General features: G+C 64.7%; 18 protein-coding genes. 4 read left to right on the top strand and 14 right to left on the bottom strand.

Annotation, left to right across the window (positions count from 1 at the left end):
• Window positions 1–9: 9 nt before the first annotated feature.
• The 9 genes from bamA to rpsB all read right to left on the bottom strand — a co-directional run bounded on the left by bamA (window position 10) and on the right by rpsB (window position 9,509).
• Window positions 10–2,349 carry an outer membrane protein assembly factor BamA gene (gene bamA / locus DOL89_RS06150; RefSeq protein WP_225889921.1) on the bottom strand — a complete coding sequence of 780 codons (2,340 nt, stop codon included), beginning with the start codon at window positions 2,347–2,349 and terminating at the stop codon, window positions 10–12.
• A 22-nt stretch (window positions 2,350–2,371) separates the two neighbouring features.
• Window positions 2,372–3,508, bottom strand: coding sequence for an RIP metalloprotease RseP (rseP, locus tag DOL89_RS06145; RefSeq protein ID WP_119678341.1), 1,137 nt, complete (start codon window positions 3,506–3,508; stop codon window positions 2,372–2,374).
• Window positions 3,509–3,528: 20 nt separating this feature from the next.
• Window positions 3,529–4,740, bottom strand: coding sequence for a 1-deoxy-D-xylulose-5-phosphate reductoisomerase (locus DOL89_RS06140; protein WP_119678340.1), 1,212 nt, complete (start codon window positions 4,738–4,740; stop codon window positions 3,529–3,531).
• A complete protein-coding gene (locus DOL89_RS06135) occupies window positions 4,731–5,480 on the bottom strand; it encodes a phosphatidate cytidylyltransferase (RefSeq protein WP_404813489.1) in 750 nt (249 codons plus the stop codon). Before DOL89_RS06135 ends, DOL89_RS06140 begins: the two co-directional genes overlap by 10 nt.
• 76 nt (window positions 5,481–5,556) lie before the next feature.
• Window positions 5,557–6,294 carry an isoprenyl transferase gene (locus DOL89_RS06130; protein WP_119678338.1) on the bottom strand — a complete coding sequence of 246 codons (738 nt, stop codon included), beginning with the start codon at window positions 6,292–6,294 and terminating at the stop codon, window positions 5,557–5,559.
• 36 nt (window positions 6,295–6,330) lie between these two features.
• A complete protein-coding gene (gene frr / locus DOL89_RS06125; protein ID WP_119678337.1) occupies window positions 6,331–6,888 on the bottom strand; it encodes a ribosome recycling factor in 558 nt (185 codons plus the stop codon).
• 1 nt (window position 6,889) lies between these two features.
• Window positions 6,890–7,558, bottom strand: a complete 669-nt coding sequence (pyrH, locus tag DOL89_RS06120) for a UMP kinase (RefSeq protein WP_404813488.1) — start codon at window positions 7,556–7,558, stop codon at window positions 6,890–6,892.
• A 130-nt stretch (window positions 7,559–7,688) separates the two neighbouring features.
• Complete coding sequence (gene tsf, locus DOL89_RS06115; RefSeq protein ID WP_119678335.1) at window positions 7,689–8,612, bottom strand: translation elongation factor Ts; 924 nt, start codon at window positions 8,610–8,612, stop codon at window positions 7,689–7,691.
• Window positions 8,613–8,717: 105 nt separating this feature from the next.
• Window positions 8,718–9,509, bottom strand: coding sequence for a 30S ribosomal protein S2 (gene rpsB / locus DOL89_RS06110; protein ID WP_119678334.1), 792 nt, complete (start codon window positions 9,507–9,509; stop codon window positions 8,718–8,720).
• Window positions 9,510–9,796: 287 nt separating this feature from the next.
• Here rpsB and DOL89_RS06105 point away from each other — a divergent pair, with 287 nt between their 5' ends.
• Window positions 9,797–10,351, top strand: a complete 555-nt coding sequence (locus DOL89_RS06105) for a hypothetical protein (RefSeq protein WP_119678333.1) — start codon at window positions 9,797–9,799, stop codon at window positions 10,349–10,351.
• Between the two features lie 19 nt (window positions 10,352–10,370).
• On the opposite strand, the gene dnaE is transcribed toward DOL89_RS06105, so the two are convergent.
• Window positions 10,371–13,883 (bottom strand): DNA polymerase III subunit alpha, encoded by a 3,513-nt coding sequence (gene dnaE, locus DOL89_RS06100; protein WP_119678332.1) that lies wholly within the window; start codon window positions 13,881–13,883, stop codon window positions 10,371–10,373.
• A gap of 73 nt (window positions 13,884–13,956) precedes the next feature.
• Window positions 13,957–14,385, bottom strand: coding sequence for a hypothetical protein (locus tag DOL89_RS06095; RefSeq protein WP_119678331.1), 429 nt, complete (start codon window positions 14,383–14,385; stop codon window positions 13,957–13,959).
• A gap of 109 nt (window positions 14,386–14,494) precedes the next feature.
• Between DOL89_RS06095 and DOL89_RS06090 the strand changes: the two genes are divergently transcribed.
• Window positions 14,495–15,316, top strand: a complete 822-nt coding sequence (locus DOL89_RS06090) for a helix-turn-helix domain-containing protein (protein WP_162937358.1) — start codon at window positions 14,495–14,497, stop codon at window positions 15,314–15,316.
• Window positions 15,317–15,346: 30 nt separating this feature from the next.
• Here the strand turns inward: DOL89_RS06090 and DOL89_RS24755 are convergent, their stop codons facing one another.
• Window positions 15,347–16,021, bottom strand: coding sequence for a hypothetical protein (locus DOL89_RS24755; RefSeq protein ID WP_162937357.1), 675 nt, complete (start codon window positions 16,019–16,021; stop codon window positions 15,347–15,349).
• Between the two features lie 156 nt (window positions 16,022–16,177).
• On the opposite strand from DOL89_RS24755, the gene DOL89_RS06080 reads away from it, so the two are divergent.
• Both DOL89_RS06080 and DOL89_RS06075 read left to right on the top strand, forming a co-directional pair.
• Window positions 16,178–16,603, top strand: coding sequence for an OsmC family protein (locus DOL89_RS06080; protein ID WP_119678328.1), 426 nt, complete (start codon window positions 16,178–16,180; stop codon window positions 16,601–16,603).
• A gap of 73 nt (window positions 16,604–16,676) precedes the next feature.
• Complete coding sequence (locus tag DOL89_RS06075; RefSeq protein WP_119680286.1) at window positions 16,677–17,561, top strand: EamA family transporter; 885 nt, start codon at window positions 16,677–16,679, stop codon at window positions 17,559–17,561.
• Between the two features lie 7 nt (window positions 17,562–17,568).
• On the opposite strand, the gene DOL89_RS06070 is transcribed toward DOL89_RS06075, so the two are convergent.
• Both DOL89_RS06070 and DOL89_RS06065 read right to left on the bottom strand, forming a co-directional pair.
• Window positions 17,569–18,906, bottom strand: a complete 1,338-nt coding sequence (locus DOL89_RS06070) for an aspartate aminotransferase family protein (RefSeq protein WP_404813481.1) — start codon at window positions 18,904–18,906, stop codon at window positions 17,569–17,571.
• A 72-nt stretch (window positions 18,907–18,978) separates the two neighbouring features.
• Entirely contained in the window at window positions 18,979–19,992 is a 1,014-nt protein-coding gene (locus tag DOL89_RS06065) for an esterase-like activity of phytase family protein (protein WP_119678327.1), read from the bottom strand.
• Between the last annotated feature and the right edge of the window lie 110 nt (window positions 19,993–20,102).

Genomic DNA, 20,102 nt, shown 5'->3' with positions numbered 1-20,102 from the left:
CGCCATCCTTTAGAACCGCGTACCGAAGCTGAAGCGGAACTGCTCCGTCCGGTCGTAGTCCTCCTTCTTGATCGGTGCGGCCAGATCAATGCGGATAGGGCCGAAGGGCGACTGCCAGGACACGCCGACGCCAGCGCTCCACCGGATTGAGGCGTTATCCCGGAACAGCTCGCCGGCGGCCGCGGTCTGGCCCGAGTCCGTGAGCGTGCCTGCATCGGTGAAGGCATGCGCCGTCACTCCCAGCTCCTCCGGAAGCCCGATCGGCAACGTCAACTCCAGGCTGGCGCGCGAGAAGACCTGTCCGCCGAGGGCTTCACCCTCGATATTCTGGCGGACATTGCCATTCGTATCCAGAAGGAAGGCACGCGGGCCGACACCGCCCGGCTCGAAGCCGCGAAGCGTGTCGCCGCCGAGATAAAAGCGATCGTTGATCCGAACATCCTTGCCGAGACCGTTGATGTAGCCGACCTCCGACGTCAAGGACAGAACCCAGTCGGAATAGACGTTCCAGTAGGTCCCGGCCTGCAGGCGGTTGCGAAGATACCGGACGGTGCCGCCCACGCCCGCAAACTCGTTGGTCAGCAGGAAGAAGTAGCCATTCGTCGGCCGCAGGGTGCTGTTCCGGGCATCATAGAGAAGCTGCTGCTCGACCGAAGACGTCACCGAGCTGCCGACCTGGTCACGGATGAAGCGCGAGGCGTTGAAGAAGACGCGCTCAATCTTGTTCTGGGCAAGAGTATAGCTCAACCGCTGCCGCAGCCGGTCGGAAAGCGGGTAGCTCAGCCGGGTAACGAAACCCGTGCTTTCCAGATTATAGGAGATGGTATCGCGCTCGTCGCGGACGACCCGGAACAGGTCGATACCGGCGGCAAGGTCGCGTTCCAGGAAGTACGGCTCCGTGAAGCTGAGGTCGATCTCAAAGCTGCGGCTGGAAAGCAGCGTGGAAAGCCGGAGATCCTGGCCGCGGCCAAGCAGGTTGCGCTGGCGGATCGAGAAATCCAGAAGCGCACCGTCCGTCGTGGAGTACCCGGCGCCGAGCTGGATCTCGCCCGTCGGCTGCTCCGTTACCTCTACGGTAATGACGGACTGGTCGGCCTGGCTTCCCTCGGAAGTGGTGACCTTCACATCCTGGCCGAAGAAGCCCAGGTCCTTGATGCGCTGTTCGGATCGCCTGACGCGCGAACTGCTGAACGGGTCGCCTTCGGCCAACAGCATCTCGCGGCGGATCACCTTGTCATGGGTGATCACGTTGCCCTGGATGTCGATCCGCTCGACGAAGACGCGCGGGCTCTGGTTCAGCTCGAAGATCAGGTCGATGGTGCGGGTTTCGGCATTGCGCTGCAGAAGCGGATCGATTTCCACGAACGCATACTGCAGGTCGCCCAGCAGATCGGTCAGCAGATTGATGCTGTTCTCGATCAGGTCGCCATTGTACCAGTCGCCCGACTTCGCCAGGACGAAGTTCTTCAGGAACTCGCCGTCCAGGCCCTCGATTTCGCTACGCACCTCGATATTGCCGAAGGTATAGCGCGGCCCCTCGTCCACCGTGGTGGTGACGTAGAACTTCTCACGGTCCGGCGTCAGCTCGGCGAGACCGGAAAGGACGCGGAAATCCGCATAGCCGTTGCGCAGATAGTGCCGGCGGATCTGCTCACGGTCGTAGTTCAGGCGATCCGGATCGTATGTGTCGGCGCTGCTGAGGAACCGCCACCAGCGCGATTCCTTGGTTAACATGATGTCCCGGAGTTCGCTGTCCGAGAAGACGTTGTTGTTGATGAAATTGATCTGCTGAACCGTCGTCAGCGGACCCTCATCGATCTCGAACACGAGGTCGACGCGGTTCTGCTCCAGCTGAATGATCTTCGGCTCGACCCGCGCAGCAAACCTACCGCTCCGCCGGTAGATTTCCAGGATGCGCTGGACGTCGTTCTGCACGCGGGTCCGGGTATAGACCGTGCGTGGACGGAGCTGGACCTCGGGATAGAGATCCTCCGTTTTCGTCCGCCGGTTCCCCTCGAAAGAGATCCGGTTGATGATCGGGTTCTCGACGACGGTCACGACCAGAATGCCGTCGCGGCGCTCCAGCGTGACGTCCGCGAACAACCCTGTCGCCACCAACGACTTCAGAGAAGCGTCGATACGCTCCACGCTGAATTCGTCTCCCGGCTGGACCGTCAGGTAAGAGCGGACCGTCGCCGGCTCGATACGCTGCGTGCCCTCGACGCGGATTTCACGGATGACTCCACCGTCGAACGCCTGCTGGGCCACTGCCCCGGACGAAAGCGCAACGGCAGATGTTGCGGTGGTGCCGCCGACCAGCAGGCACAGCGCCGCGACCCTCGAAACCAAACCCAAGCGTTCCCCCGAAAGGCTAGGATAGTAGGTCCACCACGAAATCGACCACACGCAGTTGGACGATGTCGTTCCAGGTGGCGAAAACCATCAAGGTCAATACCAAAGCGAGCCCGATCCGGAAACCGAATTCCTGGGCGCGCTCTCCGAGCGGACGACCCCGAACGGCCTCGATCCCGTAATACAGAAGGTGGCCGCCGTCCAGCATCGGAATTGGGAAAAGATTTATCAGTCCCAGATTGATGGACAGGATGGCCATGAACCAGACCAATGCCACGAAGCCGGTCTGGGCGATCTCTCCCGACATCTGCGCGATGCGCAACGGCCCGCCCAGCTCCTCGGTGCTCCGTACGCCGACGATCATCTGCCAGACCGCTTCCAGCGTACCTTTGATGAGGTTGAGCGTTTCGCGCGCGGCCTCCCAGAGTGCGGCAAGAGGCTGCAGCCGCACATACTTGTCCGCTCCGCGGATCACGCCGAGGCGTCCGACCGTATGCTCGTTCCCAAAGCGGTCTGTGAGCTGGACGCTCCGCGGAGTGATGGTCATGTCGATCCGCTCGCCATCGCGGTCGACGACCATGTCCATGGTCTGGCCGGGGTTCATGACGATGAGCTGGACGATCTCCTGGAAGCGATCCATTTCCCGACCGTCCAGCATCACGATGCGGTCGCCGGGCAGCATCCCCGCTTCGGCCGCGGCGCCATCCGGTTGCACTTCCTGGACCACGGGCGGCGAATAAGGCTGACCGTACAGCATGAACAGGAAAGCCAGGGCCACGATCGCGAACAGGAAATTCGCAATAGGTCCCGCCGCAACCACCGCGGCACGGTTGCCTAGCGGTTGGTGGTAGAAGGAAACCCGGCGTTCCTCTTCCGTCATGCTCTGGCTGGCGGCCGCATCAGGACGGCTGGCGACATCTGCGTCGCCGAACATCCTCACATAGCCGCCAAGCGGAATAGCGCTGAACTTCCAGCGCGTTCCGGCACGGTCATAGAAGCCGAAGATTTCCGGACCGAAGCCGATGGAGAAGACCTCCACCCGCACGCCGCTCCGCCGGGCCACCCAATAGTGCCCAAGCTCGTGCACGAAGACGAGCACGGTGAGCACGAGCAGGAACATCACCCCGTAATTCCAGACAAATCCCAGGACGTCCATTGCACCTTCTCCCGGTTCCGTCAGGAACCACGCCGAACCGACTTTACAACCTCGCACGCGTAACGCCGCGCTTCCGCATCGGCATTGCGGACATCGTCGAGAGAGGTCAGAGGGGAATAGGTCAACGCCGAAAGAGCCTGCTCCACCACGCGCTCGATGTCCAGGAAGCCGATTCGACCGTCCAGGAAAGACTGGACCGCTATCTCATTCGCCGCACTCAGGATCGTAGGCGCTGCCCCGCCGCTCTGCAATGCTTCCCGGCTGAGCCGGAGCGCTGGAAACCGCTCGGAGTCCGGCGGCTCGAAATCAAGGCGCGCAGCCTTCACGAAGTCGAGCCGCTCCCCCGGCGTGGCGATGCGGTCCGGCCAGCCGAGCGCGACCGCGATTGGGGTGCGCATGTCCGGCGTGCCGAGCTGGGCCAGGACGGAGCCATCCACATACTCTACCATGCTATGGATCACCGACTGCGGGTGGACGAGGATCTCTATCTTCCCGTCCGGCATGGCAAAAAGATGGTGGGCTTCGATCAGCTCCAGCCCTTTGTTCATCATGGTGGCGCTGTCGACGGAAATCTTCGCGCCCATGGACCAGTTAGGGTGGGCACAGGCCTGCTCAGGGGTGACGGCGGCCATCCGCTCGCGGGACCAAGTCCGGAAAGGACCGCCCGAGGCCGTCAGGATCAGCCTCGATACGCTCTCTCGCCGCGCAGCATCGAAGACCTGGAAGATGGCGCTGTGCTCGCTATCCACCGGCAGCAAGGTCGCGCCGTGCCGGCGGACCTCCGCCATCATCAGTTCGCCTGCACAGACCAGCACCTCCTTATTGGCAAAGGCCACTGTTGCGCCCCGCCGTACCGCAGTGAGCGTGGATTCGAGCCCGGCAGCGCCCACGATGCAGGCCATGACCCACTCGGCCGGGCGCGCAGCAGCGCCCTGGACGGCTTCCGTTCCGGCCGCGACCTCAATCCCTGTCCCGGCGAGGGCATTCTTCAGTTCAGCATAGGCGGATGGATCGGCCACAACCGCCATCCTTGGCTGGAGCTGCCGGGCCTGCTGTGCCAACAGCGCAGCATTCCGGTTAGCGACCAGAGCCTCTACCCGGTAACGCTCCGGCTCCGCGGCCACGAGTTCAACCGTATTGGACCCGACAGACCCCGTGGAGCCCATGATGGTAACGCTACGCTGCCGGACATCAGGTGTCGGCGCCAGGGTGCCTGCCGTGCTCACCACCATCCCATCCCGTCCCCGGCCAAGCCGTGAATCAGCGCAAAGACCGGGGCTGCCGCGATAAGACCGTCAATCCGGTCAAGCAGTCCGCCATGGCCAGGAATTAGGGTACCGCTGTCCTTCACTTGGCTCCGCCGTTTCATGTGGGACTCGAATAGATCGCCGATCTGGCCGATGACAGCCAGGATCGAAGCGATAATCGCCGCGATCCAAGGCCGTCCGGCGCCATCCAGGAACGCAACCCCGTAACCGAAGAGGGCCGCCGCAACCATGCCCCCGATCAGCCCGGCCCATGTCTTCTTGGGACTGAATCGTGGCGCAAGTTTGGGGCCGCCAATGCTGCGCCCGGCAGCATATGCGCCGACATCCGTCGCCCAGATGGCAAAAAGCAGGAAGAACAGTAAGCCCCGCCCGTCGTCGCCGGTATCGTTGCGGAGCCAGATCAGCGCAACGCAGGCCAACCCGATATAGGGCACGGTAAGCGCCACCAACCCCGGGTGCTTCATTCCCCGCAGCCGTGCCGCCAGCCAGAGCGCCGGCGTTGCGAGCGCAGCCGCAACCAGCCCGGCTTGCATTCCGGACAGAAGATCGGCCCCGATCACGATCAGCACGGCCGGGATGCTCAGCCCCAGAGTCCAGGATTGCGGCCCGGGCTCGGCAAGCCGGACCCATTCCCGAGCACTGAGAACTGCGGCAGCGACGAGGATCAACTCGAAAAGCCAGCCACCGAACCAAGCGGCGGCCATGATGGGGGGGCCCAGGACCAGGGCTGAAAGAACGCGGGTCTTCAGATCGCCGACGCGCGACGAGCCGGCCGTTGCTTCAACGGGTGCCGACGGATGCCCCGAACCGGCGTTCGCGCCGGCAGAATTCTTGGATGGCATCTTCCAGATCGCGCCTTGTGAAATCCGGCCAGAGAGTATCGACGAATACGAACTCCGCATAGGCGATTTGCCAGAGCAGGAAATTGCTTATGCGCTTCTCACCGCTGGTCCGGATCAGCAGGTCCGGATCGGGTATGTCCGCCGTGAAAAGCGCTCCGGACAGCATGGCTTCGTCGATCTGCGCGGGATCGACAAGGCCTTTGACCGCCGCTTCTGCCAACCGGCGCGCAGCCACGGCGATTTCCTGCCGGGCGCCATAGCTCAGCGCGATAACCAGCGTCAGAACTGTGTTGCCAGACGTCAACGACTCGGCATTCTCGATCAGCGAGATGATATCGGGCGCCAATCGCGAGCGATCGCCGATGACCCGGATACGAACGCCATTCTTGTGAAGGGTGGCGATTTCGCCGCGCAGATAAAAGCGCAGCAACTGCATCAGATCGCCAACCTCATCCGCCGGCCGCTGCCAGTTTTCGGACGAGAAGCTGAACAGTGTCAGATACCGGATGCCGATGTCACCGGCGGCCTTGACGATGTTGCGCACCGCCTCCACGCCCTTCCGGTGACCGGCGGTGCGGGGCAGCCCGCGCGTCTTGGCCCATCGTCCGTTGCCATCCATGATGATGGCAACGTGCTGGGGCATCCTGCCGCCGGAAAGGTCTGGAGAGCCGTGCATGGGCAATTGGGTCCTCAAAGCGGGACGGCAGCAGGATCAGACCTGCATGATTTCCTTTTCCTTTGTCGCCAACGCCTCATCGATCTTCTTGATGTGGGCATCGGTGATGGCCTGGACCCGGTCGGCCCAGACCTTCTGCTCGTCCTCGGACAGGTCGCCGTCCTTCAGCATCTTCTTCAGCGTGTCCATGCCATCGCGGCGCACATTGCGCACTGCGACACGGGCCTGCTCCGCATACTTGGCGGCGACTTTCGCCAGTTCCTGGCGACGCTCCTGGTTCAACTCGGGAATCGGAACGCGGATGGTCTGTCCGTCGGACTGCGGATTCAGCCCGAGACCGGCGTCACGAATGGCCTTTTCCACAGCCTTGACCATGCTGCGGTCCCAGACCGACACGGTGATCAGGCGCGGTTCCGGAACGGAAACGTTGGCGACCTGGTTCAGCGGCATGGCGCTGCCATAGGCCTCGACGGTCACCGGGTCCAGCAGACTGGCGGAAGCGCGGCCGGTCCGAAGACCGCCATATTCCTTGCGCAGCGTTTCGACCGCGCCGTCCATACGGCGCTCGATGTCCTTGATGTCGGGCTCAGCCACCTTAATCCTCTTCGGTTATTATGGTGTATTTGCCCCGACCCGCCATCACCTCGGCAAACGCGCCGTCGGTGAAGATCGAGAAGACGAGGATCGGGATCTTGCTTTCCCGCGCCAAAGAGATGGCGGAAGCATCCATGACCTGCAAGTCCTGCGACAGGACCTGAAGATAACTCAAACGGTCGTATCTGACCGCGTCAGGCACCTTCTTTGGGTCGGCGGTATAGACGCCATCCACCTTCGTCGCCTTCAGCAGGGCGTCGCAGCCCATCTCTGAGGCGCGCAGCGCGGCGGCGGTGTCGGTGGTGAAGAACGGATTGCCCGTTCCGGCCGCGAAAATCACCACCCGCCCCTTTTCCATGTGGCGGACGGCGCGACGGCGGATATAGGGCTCGCAGACGCTGGCCATCGGGATGGCGGACTGAACCCGCGTCTGCACGCCCTGCTTCTCCAGGGCATTCTGCATGGCCAGCGCGTTCATCACCGTCGCCAGCATGCCCATATAGTCGGCGGTCGCCCGTTCCATGCCGGTGGCGGCGCCGGACACACCCCTGAAGATGTTTCCGCCGCCGATCACCAGACAGACCTCGACGCCCATCTTGACCACGGAGCGGACCTCGCCCGCTACCCGGTCGACGATTACGGGATCAAGCCCGTAATCCCGATCCCCCATCAGCGCTTCGCCCGAAATCTTGAGCAGGACGCGTTTGTACTGGGCGGTCACGGGGCTTGATCCTTTCGTCTGGGGACAATCCAGGACTGGACAGGGCCGCCGGAACCGGCGGCCCTGGAAGACAATGGCCTCAGCGGGCCATCGAGGCCACTTCGGCCGCGAAGTCGGAAGCTTCCTTCTCGATGCCCTCGCCCAGGGCATAGCGGACGAAGCCCGTCAGCTTGACCGGAGCGCCGACATCCTTGGCGGCGTTCTCGACGACCTTCCGGATCTTGGTCTCGCCATCGATGACGAAGACCTGCTCCAGCAGGACGACTTCCTCATAATACTTCCGGATGCGCCCTTCGACCATCTTCGCGATGATCTCTTCCGGCTTGCCGCTGGCGCGGGCCTGCTCGGAGAGGACGTTGCGCTCCCGGTCCAGGGATTCGGTGGACACGTCGGCGGTGTCCAGCGCCTCCGGACGGGCGGCGGCGATGTGCATGGCGATCTGCTTGCCGAGCGCCTCGAGCTTCGCCGTATCGCCGGCGGACTCGAGAGCCACGAGCACGCCGATCTTGCCGAGGCCGGCAGACAGGGCGCTGTGGACATAGCTGGCGACCACGCCCTGGCTGACGCTCAGCTTGGTCGAGCGACGCAGGTTCATGTTCTCGCCGACGGTGGCGACCATATGGGTCAGCTCTTCGGCAACCGTGCGGCCGGTGCCCGGATAGGCGACGGTCTTCAGCGCCTCGATGTCGCCGTCGGTGCCGAGCGCCAGCTCGGTGACGTTGGAGACATAGCCCTGGAAGGTCTCGTTGCGCGCGACGAAGTCGGTCTCGGCATTCACCTCGACGGCAGCGCCCACGGTGCCGTTGGTGGCGACGCCAACCAGACCTTCGGCGGCGACGCGGCCGGCCTTCTTGGCGGCAGCGGCAAGGCCCTTCTTGCGCAGCCAGTCAACCGCGCCTTCCAGGTCACCGTCGGTCTCGGACAGCGCCTTCTTGCAGTCCATCATGCCGGCGCCGGTCTTCTCGCGCAGCTCCTTCACGAGCGCGGCAGTGATCTCCGCCATATTCGCCTCTCTTGCCTGATTGGTCCCGGATGGAACCTGATTCCAAACAGCATGACGGCCGGCCTGCTCCCGCGGCGGGAACGGGCCGGCCGTGCACACACGAAATTAAGCCTGCGCCTCGGCCGTGGTCGCGGCCTCGTCACCTTCCGGCAGGTCCTCGGCCGGGGCCTCCTCGGAAGCGCCGATATCGATGCCGGCCGCGCTCATCTCGGCCTGCAGGCCGTCCAGGACGGCGCCGGCGATCAGATCGCAGTAGGTGTCGATGGCGCGCAGGGCGTCGTCGTTGCCCGGGATCGGGAAGGTCACGCCGTCCGGGTTGCTGTTGCTGTCAACCACGGCCACGACCGGGATGCCAAGCTTATTGGCTTCCTGAATGGCCAGCGACTCCTTGTTGGTGTCGATGATGAACAGCAGGTCCGGCAGGCCGCCCATGTCACGGATACCGCCCAGGGCCCGCTCCAGCTTATCGCGGTCGCGGGTCATGTTGAGCAGCTCCTTCTTGGTGCGGCCCGACTGCTCGCCGGCGGCCAGCTGCTCGTCCATCTCCTTCAGGCGGCGGATCGACTGGGAGATGGTCTTCCAGTTGGTCAGCATGCCGCCGAGCCAGCGATGGTTCACATAGTACTGGCCGGAGCGCTTGGAGGCCTCGGCCACCTTCTCCTGCGCGGCCCGCTTGGTGCCGACGAACAGAACGCGGCCGCCGCCGGCGGTCACGTCCCGCACCGCCTGCATGGCGCGGTACAGCATCGGAACGGTCTGCTCCAGGTCGATGATGTGCACGCCGTTGCGCACGCCGAAGATGTACGGAGCCATCTTCGGGTTCCAGCGGCGGGTGTGGTGACCGAAGTGCACGCCAGCTTCGAGAAGCTGGCGCATGGTAAAGGTAGGCATAGCCATGGAAAACTGTCCTTTTCCGGTTGATCCTCCGCGGGCGTTGTTCCTTGGGCTTTCCCTTGCGGGAGGTTCCTCGGAACACCGGATGGGGGCGCTGCAAAAATGCGACAGCGCACCGCAAGCCCGCGTGTGGGATTGACGACGGCGGTTACATACTCCGGCCATTTCACCATTGCAAGCCCGGCACCTGCATGGCTGCGGCGTCCCGCGTCCCGTTGGCGATCGGCCGCACTTGGCAGGGGCAACCGCCGCCATTATGGTCCGGCCCGCCGCTGCCCCTTGCCGGTCCGATGCAGACAGACACAGCCCCCTTCAGTTCCACCGGTCTTCTGACCGCCTTCCGCGTCCTGGCCGGACTCCCGCCCCTGGAGATGGGAACGGTCGCGCTGGCGGAGGTGCCGGACGGCCTGCGCGGCGTGTTGGGCCAGGACGGCGGCATGACCGCGGCGCTGGAGCGGTTCTGGGGAGAGCCGATGGGGCTCGCCGTCCGCCGTACGGACCTGCGTGACGGCCGACTGCGACGGGAAGTGGTCCTGGCCGGCATCCGCCGCGGGCTACCGTCGGAAGCGGGGTTCATCGACATTCGCCTGGACGCCCTGCCCCCATCCGTGGCGGAGCAGGTGATCGCCGGGCGGCAGCCCTTCGGCGCCGTACTGGCGGCTGCCGGCATCCGATTCCGCAGCCGGCCTTTCCGATTTTTCCAGGTGGCCGCCGATCGGGACCTCGCGGAAGCGCTCCAGGTCCCACCCGGCAGCATCCTCTATGGGCGTGAGACCCGCCTGACCGACTCCGGCGGCCGGGTGCTGGCGGAGGCGGTGGAGATCCTGAGCGGTCCAGCCATCTGAGTGCCTCCGCCGCCGCTCCTCAGAGATCGACCACGTCCACCACGCCCGGAATCGCCTTGATGGCGGCGCGACCGGCCGTGGTGATCTGGTACGCTTTGGGCAGAGTGATCTCCACCTCCTGCAAAGGGTCCATCTCCACCGTGATGGTGACCTTGCCGCGCCCGGGAGCCAGCCGGGCCAGGGTGGATTGCAGGTTGCCCACCGGCTCGGGATCGCGCAGCACCACCTTCAGCCCGGCGGCGGTCTTCGCGACTTCCTCCTCCAGCGCCATGATCCCGTTGCCGGTCAGGCGCAACTCCTCCCCGTTCTGCTGGATGTCCACATAGAGGACCACGGCCCTGCCGGGCTCCAGCAGCTCGCGGGCGGGCGCCAACGCCTCCGAGAACAGGGTCACCTCGTACACGCCGGAGCTGTCGGACAGGGAGATGAAGGCGAATCGGTTGCCGCTCTTGGCCGTGCGCTCCTGTTTCGCCACCACGATCCCGGCCATGCGCTGGCGCGTCGGCTTGCCTTCACGCACCAGTTTCGGCAGGTCGGCATAGCGCGCCACCTTCAGCCGGTTCAGGGCGGCGGCGAATCCGTCCAGCGGGTGGGCGGAGAGGTAGAAGCCGATGGCCTCGAACTCGTGGCGCAGCCGCTCCAGGCTGTCCCAGTCGGACAGCTTCGGCAGGTCCGGCGCCTTCAGCCCTTCGCCCGGCGCACCGCCGAACAGGCTGCCCATGCCGCTTTCCTTCTCCGCCGCCACCGACTGCGCATAGCGCATGATGGTCTCCAACCCGGCGAAGAGCTGCTGGCGGTTCCGGTTCATGGAATCGAACGCGCCGGCGCAGACCAGCTTTTCCATCATGCGCTTGTTCAGCGCCTGGGTATCCACCCTGCGGGCCAGATCGAAGATGTCCTTGAACGGTCCGTTCTTCCGCCGCTCCGCCACGACCGACTGCATGGCGGGCAGACCGACGCCCTTCACGGCCGCCAGCGCGTAGCGCACGCAACGCTCCCCATCGGGCAGCGTCTCCACCGTGAAGATCTCGCCCGACTTGTTGATGTCGGGCGGCAAGAGCTTGATCTTCAAACGAACCAGCTCCTGCCTGAACTGGTTCAGCTTGTCCGTGTTGCCGAGGTCGAGCGTCATGATCGCCGCCATGAACTCGACCGGGTAGTTCGCCTTCATATAGGCGGTCTGGTAGGCGACCAGGGCGTAGGCGGCGGCGTGGGACTTGTTGAAGCCGTAACCGGCGAACTTGTTCACCTGGTCGAAGATCAGGCCGGACTGCTCCTCATCGACGCCCATGATCTCCTTGGCGCCCTTGATGAACTTGGCCCGCTCCTTCTCCATCTCCTCCTTGATCTTCTTGCCCATGGCGCGGCGCAGCAGGTCGGCGCCGCCGAGGCTGTAGCCGGCCAGCACCTGGGCGATCTGCATGACCTGCTCCTGGTAGACCATGATCCCGAAGGTCTCCTTCAGGATCGGTTCCAGCGCCGGATGCATGTAATCCGGCTTCTCCTCCCCGAACTTCACCTTGATGTATTTCGGGATGTTGTCCATCGGGCCCGGCCGGTACAGGGAGACCAGTGCGATGATGTCCTCGATCCGGTTGGGCTTCATGCGGCGAAGAACGTCGCGCATGCCGCTGGATTCCAACTGGAACACGCCGGAACTCTCGGCCCGCCCCAGCAGCCCGTAGGACCTCTCATCCTCCATAGGCAGGTTCAGCAGGTCCAGCTTCGGCCCGTGGTCCGCCACCAGCTCGACCGCCTTTTGCAGTACGGTCAGGGTCTTCAGGCCCAGGAAGTCGAACTTCACCAGCCCGGCCAGCTCCACATACTTCATGTTCAACTGGGTGACCGGCATGTCCGAGCGCGGATCGCGGTAGAGGGGCACCAGCTCGTCCAGCGGGCGGTCGCCGATCACGACGCCGGCCGCGTGGGTGGAGGCGTGGCGGTACAGCCCTTCCAGCCGCCGGGCGATGCCCAGCAGACGGCCCACGGTCTCGTCCGACTTCTCCATGTCCTGCAACAGCGGCTCACCCTCGATCGCCTGTTCCAGGGTGACCGGGTTGGCCGGATTGTTCGGGATCATCTTGCAGATCTTATCAACCTGCCCGTAAGGCATCTGGAGCACGCGGCCGACGTCGCGCACCACGGCGCGGGCCTGCAGCTTACCGAAGGTGATGATCTGTGCGACCTTGTCGTAGCCGTACTTGTCCTGGACGTACCTGATAACCTCCTCGCGCCGGTCCTGGCAGAAATCCACGTCGAAGTCCGGCATGGAGACGCGTTCTGGGTTCAGGAAGCGCTCGAACAGCAGACCGTAACGTATTGGATCCAGGTCGGTAATGAACAGCGACCAGGCCACGAGGCTGCCCGCACCCGAACCACGGCCGGGCCCGACGGGGATGTCGTGGTTCTTCGCCCATTTGATGAAGTCCGACACGATCAGGAAGTAGCCGGGGAACTTCATCTTCACGATGACGTCCAGCTCGAACTCCAGCCGCTTCCGGTACTCCGCCTCGGTCGCCGCCTTCTCATCCTCGGCCATGCCGCTGGTGAAGACGTAACGTTCAAGACGTGTCGTAAGTCCTTCATGTGCCTGGGCGCGCAGCTCCTCCTCCTCCGTCCGACCGCCCTCGCAGGGGAACGGCGGAAGGATGGGGTTCACCTTCTTGGGCATGTAGGCGCAGCGGCGGGCGATCACGACGGTGTTGTCCACCGCCTCCGGCAGATCGGCGAACAGCTCGCGCATCTCGGCCGCGGACTTGAACCGGTGATGCGGAGTCACACGCCGCCGGTCCTCCTGCATGACATAGGCGCCCTCCGCGATGCAGAGCAGCGCGTCATGGGCGGGATACATCTCCTCCGTCGAGAAATAGACGTCGTTGGTCGCGACCAGCGGAATGTCATGCGTATAGGCGAGGTCGATCAGGTCGGCCTCGATCCGGTCCTCCGCCTGCCCGATCTGCCCCTCCATATGGCGCATCAGCTCAACATAGAGCCGCCCCGGGAACAGGCCCTTCAGCAGGTCCAGCAGCTCCACCGCATGCGGCTTCTGCCCGTCCAGCAGCAGCCGGCCGATGCCGCCATGGATGCCGCCGGTCAGGCAGATCAGCCCGTCGGTCAGACCCCGCAGGTCGTCCACGGAGATCTGCGGCAGCAGGCCGGGCTCCGTCTCCAGGAACGCCTTGGAGACCAGCTTCATCAGGTTCCGGTAGCCCTGCTCGCTCTGTACGATCAGGACGAGCTGGTCAGCCCCCGGCCCCGCGGCCGCACCGCGCAGCTTCTTCACCGGCCCGAAGGGCGTCACCCACATCTGGCACCCGATGATGGGCTGGATGCCGGCGTCGGAGGCGGCCATGGAGAATTCCAGGCTGCCGAACAGGTTGCCGGTATCGGTCACCGCGACGGCCGGCATGCCGTTCTTCTGGCAGAGCTTGACCAGCTCCTTGACCTTGATCGCCCCCTCGGAGAGCGAGTAGGCGGAATGGACGCGCAGGTGGATGAAGCCGGGATCGGTCACGGGGCAATGGCCTGACATCGGAACGGGATCGGTCTCCACCCTACCCCGGCCTGCCCCGGCCGTTCCACCGTTGCATGGGGTTACCGCACCATCAGCCGGCCAGCGCCCGGCGCATCAGCACCATGAACAGGAAATCGAGGCTGGCGGCCGCCAGTAGAAGCCCGATCCCGAAGCCCGTCAGCACCGACAGCCCGGCCAACGCTCCCATCACGCTGACCGCGCCGGCTGTACCGGCCATGACGGGCGCGAACGCCGCCCATTGCGTGCCGCGGCCCGCCGAGATGATTATCAATCCGCCAAAGGCGACGCACCCAACGCCGAGGGCGCGGGCATAGAGGCCGAAATCCATGGTGGTGGCGAGAACCTGGGAGGAGATCGCCCGATCCGCGATCCAACCGCCAAAGAGGATCAGATCCAGCCCGAGCAACGCCGATATGATGGCGTAGCCATGGAAACTCCAACGGGACCGGAAGGGGGACTCGGAACGAGAGGTTTCGATACGAGCGTTGGTGAGGGTCATTGCATGCTCCATCGGTCGTGGGACGCCACCACCCTCTGCCCACGCCGTTGCGGCCGCAATTACCAGCCAGGTAATGGACGCGCGCTCCGGCTCGCAGCATGCTGCTCCCATGACGACGATGCGATCCGCCAGTCCCGCAATCCGGCCCACCAATGGTTTCGGCACATTGCTGCGGCGCTGGCGGCTGTCCCGCGGAACCAGCCAGCTCGATCTGGCGCTGACCTGCGATACCAGCCAGCGACATATCAGCTTCCTGGAGTCCGGCCGGGCGCGCCCAAGCCGCGGCATGGTTCTGAATCTTGCGGGCGCACTGGCCGTACCGCTCCGTCATCAGGACGCCATGCTGCTGGCCGCCGGCTTCGCTCCCGCCTATGGGACCCGACCGCCGGAAGCGCCGGAGATGAGGCCGATCCAGGCCGTGCTGGACCGGATGCTGGAGCGGCAGGAGCCGTTTCCCGCCGTGGTCGTGGACCGGCACTACAATCTGGTGCAGGCGAATGAGGGAGCCATGCGGCTGCTGGGCTTTCTTCTGGGTCCGGAAGCCGCTTCCGCTCCGCCGATCAACCTGGTCCAGGCACTGTTCTCCCCGCCTGTGGAGGGGCTGGTGGAGAATTTCAGGGAAGTCGCCCTCTGGACGGTTCGCCGGCTGCGGGCGGAAGCGCTGCTGGAAGATCCGCTGGCCGAAGACCCGGAACCTCTGCGGAGCCTCATGACGCATCCAGCGCTCGCCGGCGCGGGGTCCGCAGGCGCAGTGGATGAGGCAGCTATTCCGGCTCTGACCATCCGTTTCGTCCAGGACGGTGTCCGCCTTTCCCTCCTGTCCGTCATCGCGAGCCTGGGCACTCCGCTTGACGCCGGGCTCCAGGATTTGCGGGTGGAGCTTTTCTTTCCAGCCGATGAAGCGACGGAAGGCTGGTTCCTGGCGGGCTGATTCCCCCTGTCGCAGCCCTCCGCCGGTTCGTCACTGATCCACGATCATCCAACTTCCGTCCGGCTGCATGCAGGCAGTGCCATATGCCTCCTCCGCCCGGCCGCCGATAATCACGGTCTGCTGGAACTCCCGGCAGTACATGCCATCGAGCGTGCGGCCTTCCCGTAGGGCGACCACCTGCCCAGTCGCGGCACCATCGGACCAGACCACCGGTTGGCCGATGGGCGCCGTGGTGGCATGAATCTGCGCTGTCTCAAGCGTGCGCTGCTGCGCTTCGTTCAGCTCGTTCAGGATGGTCAGCGTGATCGCCGTCAGCCCAAGCCATGCGAAGGCGCTGCTGTCGTCGTGGTAATGGCCATAGCCGTGATAGCGGTGACCATAGGGCCGCACCACAACGACATTCCTGTAGGTGCGGTGCCAGCCGGGCGGGTTGTAGGAGCGATTGCGCGACCATCGAGGGTCTGAGCGGTCCCGGCGGTCGTCGCGACTCCGCCAATCATCCCGCCCACGGCGGTCGTCGCGCCAGTCCCGGTCATTCCGGCGCTCATCGTCGCGACGCCATTCGGGGCCGCGGTCTCGCTCGTGCCGGCCGCCGCGCCCGTCCCTGTCGTCATTGTCCCGTGCATACGCCTGGACGGGCGGTGAAACCAATGCAAGGACCAGACACGCTCCAATGATCCTGGATGCCAATCTGCCGGCCTTCATGTCGAACTCCTCTGGACGCAAGAACCACGCCCCCCATCCTGGTACGTGGCGGCAGGAATTTTCCTGCACCCGCCCGCACAGAAAAATCAGCCGACCCGCCTCCATCCCGGATTTTCATCTGTTGTCGCCGGCATAACCAGCACCAAGGAGGATGATATGCCGATCCGAAGCGCCGATGCCGAATGGACCGGGGGCGTTCCCGCCGGGAACGGGCGGGTGAAGCTCGAAAGCGGAGCCCTCGATACCCAGTACAATTTCTCCTCCCGCTTCGAATCCGGCACGGGCACGAACCCGGAGGAGCTGATTGCCGGCGCCCATGCGGGCTGCTTCTCAATGGCCTTTTCCCTGATGCTGGGTCAGGAGGGCTTCACGCCGGAGCGGGTACGCACCACCGCCAAGGTTCATATCGACAAGCAGGGCGGCGGCTTCGCCATCACCCGCATCGACCTCGTCACCCGCGCCAGCATCCCCGGCATCGGGGCAGACAAGTTTCAGGAAGTGGCGGAGAAGGCTAAGGCGAACTGCCCCGTCTCCCGCGCCCTGAAGGCTGTGGACATCACACTCGACGCCGCGCTGGAGTAGCAGTGCCGGACACCCAGCCATGCAGGGGCGGATGGTTCCGCCCCTGCACTGTTTCGTGCAGGCTTGCGGGATCATGCGCCCGATCCATATCCCGCTCGCCCTTGCCTGTGCCCTGATCTGCGGCTTTGTCTTCGTGGTCATCAGTTGGGGCCTGCGGGAGCTGCCGCCCCTGCTCTTCACCGGGCTGCGCTTCGCGAGCTGCGCGATCCTGCTGCCTGCGGTCGGGTTCAATCGGCCGGCAGCGTGGCGCTATATCCTGGGTATCGGTCTTTTCCTGGGCACGTTCCAATTCGGGCTGCTGTTCCTGGCCATGTCGGTCGGCATGCCGGCGGGACTGGCGAGTCTGGTCATACAGTCGCAGGCCTTTTTCACGGTGATCCTGGCAGCATTGCTGCTGGGCGACCGGCCGCGTCCGCGGCAGATCGCTGGCATTATCCTGGCCTTCGCCGGCATTGCGGCGATTGCCAGCGAGTTGCCCGGCGGCGGTTCTCGCGTTGGGCTGGCCCTGTGCCTTGCCGCCGGCATGTCATGGGCCGTCGCCAACATGCTGATGAAGGCGGCTAGGGCGACAAACGCCTTCCATCTCATGGTCTGGATGAGCCTGGTACCGCCGATCCCCCTCGCCCTGGCCTCCTGGGTGTTCGAGGGTCCGGCCGGGTTCCAGTCGCTGGCAGGCTTGAGCGCAACCGGGTGGTTCGCCGTTCTCTACAACGGGTGGGTGGCCACGTTGCTGGCCTTTGGAATCTGGAGCTATCTGCTGAAGCTCTACAGCGCCACGGTGGTGGCGCCCTTCTCCCTTCTCGTTCCCGTTTTCGGGATGAGCTTTGCAGCCCTGCTCCTGGGAGAGGCATTGACGCCGATCAAGCTGGCCGCGGGCGTCGTGATCCTGATCGGGCTTGCCATGACCGTGCTGCCCGCACGCAAGGGCGCCCCGGCCGCGATTGCGGCCGGGGATTGAGGACCCGTCAGTCGATCCCTGCGAGTACGTCCGCAATCGTCTCCACGATCTGCGTGATCTGCGCTTCTTCCACGATCAGCGGCGGGCTCAGTGCGATGATGTCGCCGGTGGTACGGGTCAGCACGCCGCGCTCGTAGCAGCGGACGAAGGTATCATAGGCACGAGTGCCCGGAGCGCCGGGACGGGATTCCAGCTCAATGCCGGCCACCAACCCGACGTTCCGTACATCGATGACATGGCGGACGCCCTTCAGACCGTGTACTGCCCGCTCCAGCACCGGCGCCATCTCCGCAGCCCGATGGAACAGCCCTTCAGCCGCATAGAGGTCGAGCGTCGCATTTCCCGCTGCGCAGGCCAGCGGATGACCGGAATAGGTATAGCCATGGAACAGCTCGATGAGGTGTTCGGGGCCGCTCATGAAGGCATCGTGGATATAGTCCCGCACCACCACCGCGCCCATCGGCACGGCCGCGTTGGTCAGCCCCTTCGCCGTCGTCATCATGTCGGGCATGACGCCGAAATAGTCGGCTGCGAACGGCGTTCCTAGACGGCCAAAGCCGGTAATGACCTCATCGAAGATCAGCAGCAGCCCATGCCGGTCGCAGATCGCCCGCAGCCGCTCCAGATATCCCTTGGGCGGAATCAGCACGCCGGTCGAGCCGGCCATCGGCTCTACGATAACGGCGGCGATGGTGTCGGCCCCGTGCAGGGCTACGATCCGCTCCAGCTCATCCGCCAGTTCGGCCCCATGCTCCGGCTGGCCCTTGGAGAAGGCGTTGCGCTTCAGGTCATGGGTGTGCGGCAGATGGTCCACGCCGGGCAGCAGCGGCCCATAGGCCCGCCGGTTGTTGACGATGCCGCCGACGGACATGCCCCCGAAGCCGACACCGTGGTATCCCCGCTCCCGCCCGATCAGCTTGGTCCGGTGTCCCTCGCCCCTGGCGCGGTGGTAGGCCAAGGCGATCTTCAGCGCCGTATCTACGGATTCGGAGCCGGAGTTGGTGAAGAACACATGGTTCAGGTCGCCGGGCGCCAGCGCGGCGACCTTACTGGCCAGGGTAAACGCGCCGGGATGTCCCATCTGGAAACCGGGCGCGAAATCCAGCTCCGCCGCCGAGCGCTGAATCGCCTCGACGATGGGCTTTCGAGCATGGCCCGCGTTCACGCACCAGAGGCCCGCCGTTCCGTCCAGGATCTGCCGCCCGTCGTGGCTGCGATAATACATCCCCTCGGCGGAGACCAGCAGGCGGGGAGCCGCCTTGAACTGCCGATTGGCCGTGAACGGCATCCAATGGGCGGAGAGATCGTTGGGAGCCGGCTGGGCCGGAAGCTGGCCATCCATCATGGGCCTCATCTGGTGTCTTGTCTTCGCTGACGCTAGCACGCTCCCCTACCGGGGCGGCAAGTCTCGCGCTGGCTACTCCGCCAACAGCTCGAACATCAGGATGATCGTGCGCTGGGTGAACATGAAATTGTCGTCCGATACCAGATACACCAGTGTCCGGCCGTCGCTGGAGACCCGGACATCAACACCTTCGTAATTGTCAGCCGTCATAGGCGGATCGATCCGCCCGATTTCCGTTCCTTCCAGGATGCCGCGACCATCTGCGGCCCGCTCCAGATTCGCAGCGGGCACCAGAACGATCCGGTTGCCCCACCCTCCGATCCAACTCGCCCTTCGCTCCAGTACCAGCAGGTCCCCGTTGGGCAGGGTCGCGGCGCTCACCGGGAGAAACGGAGGATGGGCGCGGTAGCCGAGAGTGGTCCATTCGCCCTCCCGGCCGATCCAGGCAAGGTGAACTCCGTTCTCCCCATCCTCCGCGATCAGCAGCAGACGGTCATCGGCCAGCCGGGTCATGGCCTCCAACCCACCATTGGTCGGCAGATCGGCGACTTCCGCAGGCAGGTTCAGACGCCGCAGCCGTCCTTGTCCCAGACCGGATGGATAGTGCAGAACCCTGTGCTCCCGCTCGAAGCTGACCAACCAGCCGCCGTCGGGCAGCCGAACCAATCCTTCAGCATCGCCCTGCTTGCCGGAAAGCGGCGTTCCATCGACGCCGTTCAGGGAAACGACCTCGATATCCTTGGCACCTGTAAGCCGACCCGTCTGGTCGTAGGTCAAGCGCCCCACCAGGGCAGCCGAACTGTCCGATACGGCCGCGAACTGCGTTCCGTCATCACCGATCCTGATATCGGACAGGCCGCCAAGCCTGGGGTCATCGCCACGCAGGACGATACCGCCGCGGAACATCAGACGGCCGACCCGCTCCCTGCCGTCCTCGCTCAATTCCAGGGGTGTGGACACCGCGGCCGCCTGCTCCGGTGCCGCGCTGCATGCGGTGATTCCAAAGAGCGGGGCCGCCAGGGCTGCAAACAGGAACAGGTGGGCAAATCCGGACATCCTGCGGCGTACGGGGCGTTGCCGGTTCATGCGGCTTCCAATCGGGTTCCGGGCACAGGCACGTGCACATAACTTCGGTGTGACGCCATGTCGAGGAGGGTATATCCTTTTTTGCGCGGCTTTGCGGCCGGATGCATCCT

It is taken from the genome of Indioceanicola profundi (assembly GCF_003568845.1).
In the GTDB taxonomy this organism is placed as follows: Bacteria; Pseudomonadota; Alphaproteobacteria; order Azospirillales; family Azospirillaceae; genus Indioceanicola; species Indioceanicola profundi.
Note: the sequence above shows the minus strand (reverse complement) of the source record. Positions and strands in the feature narration are given on the sequence as shown.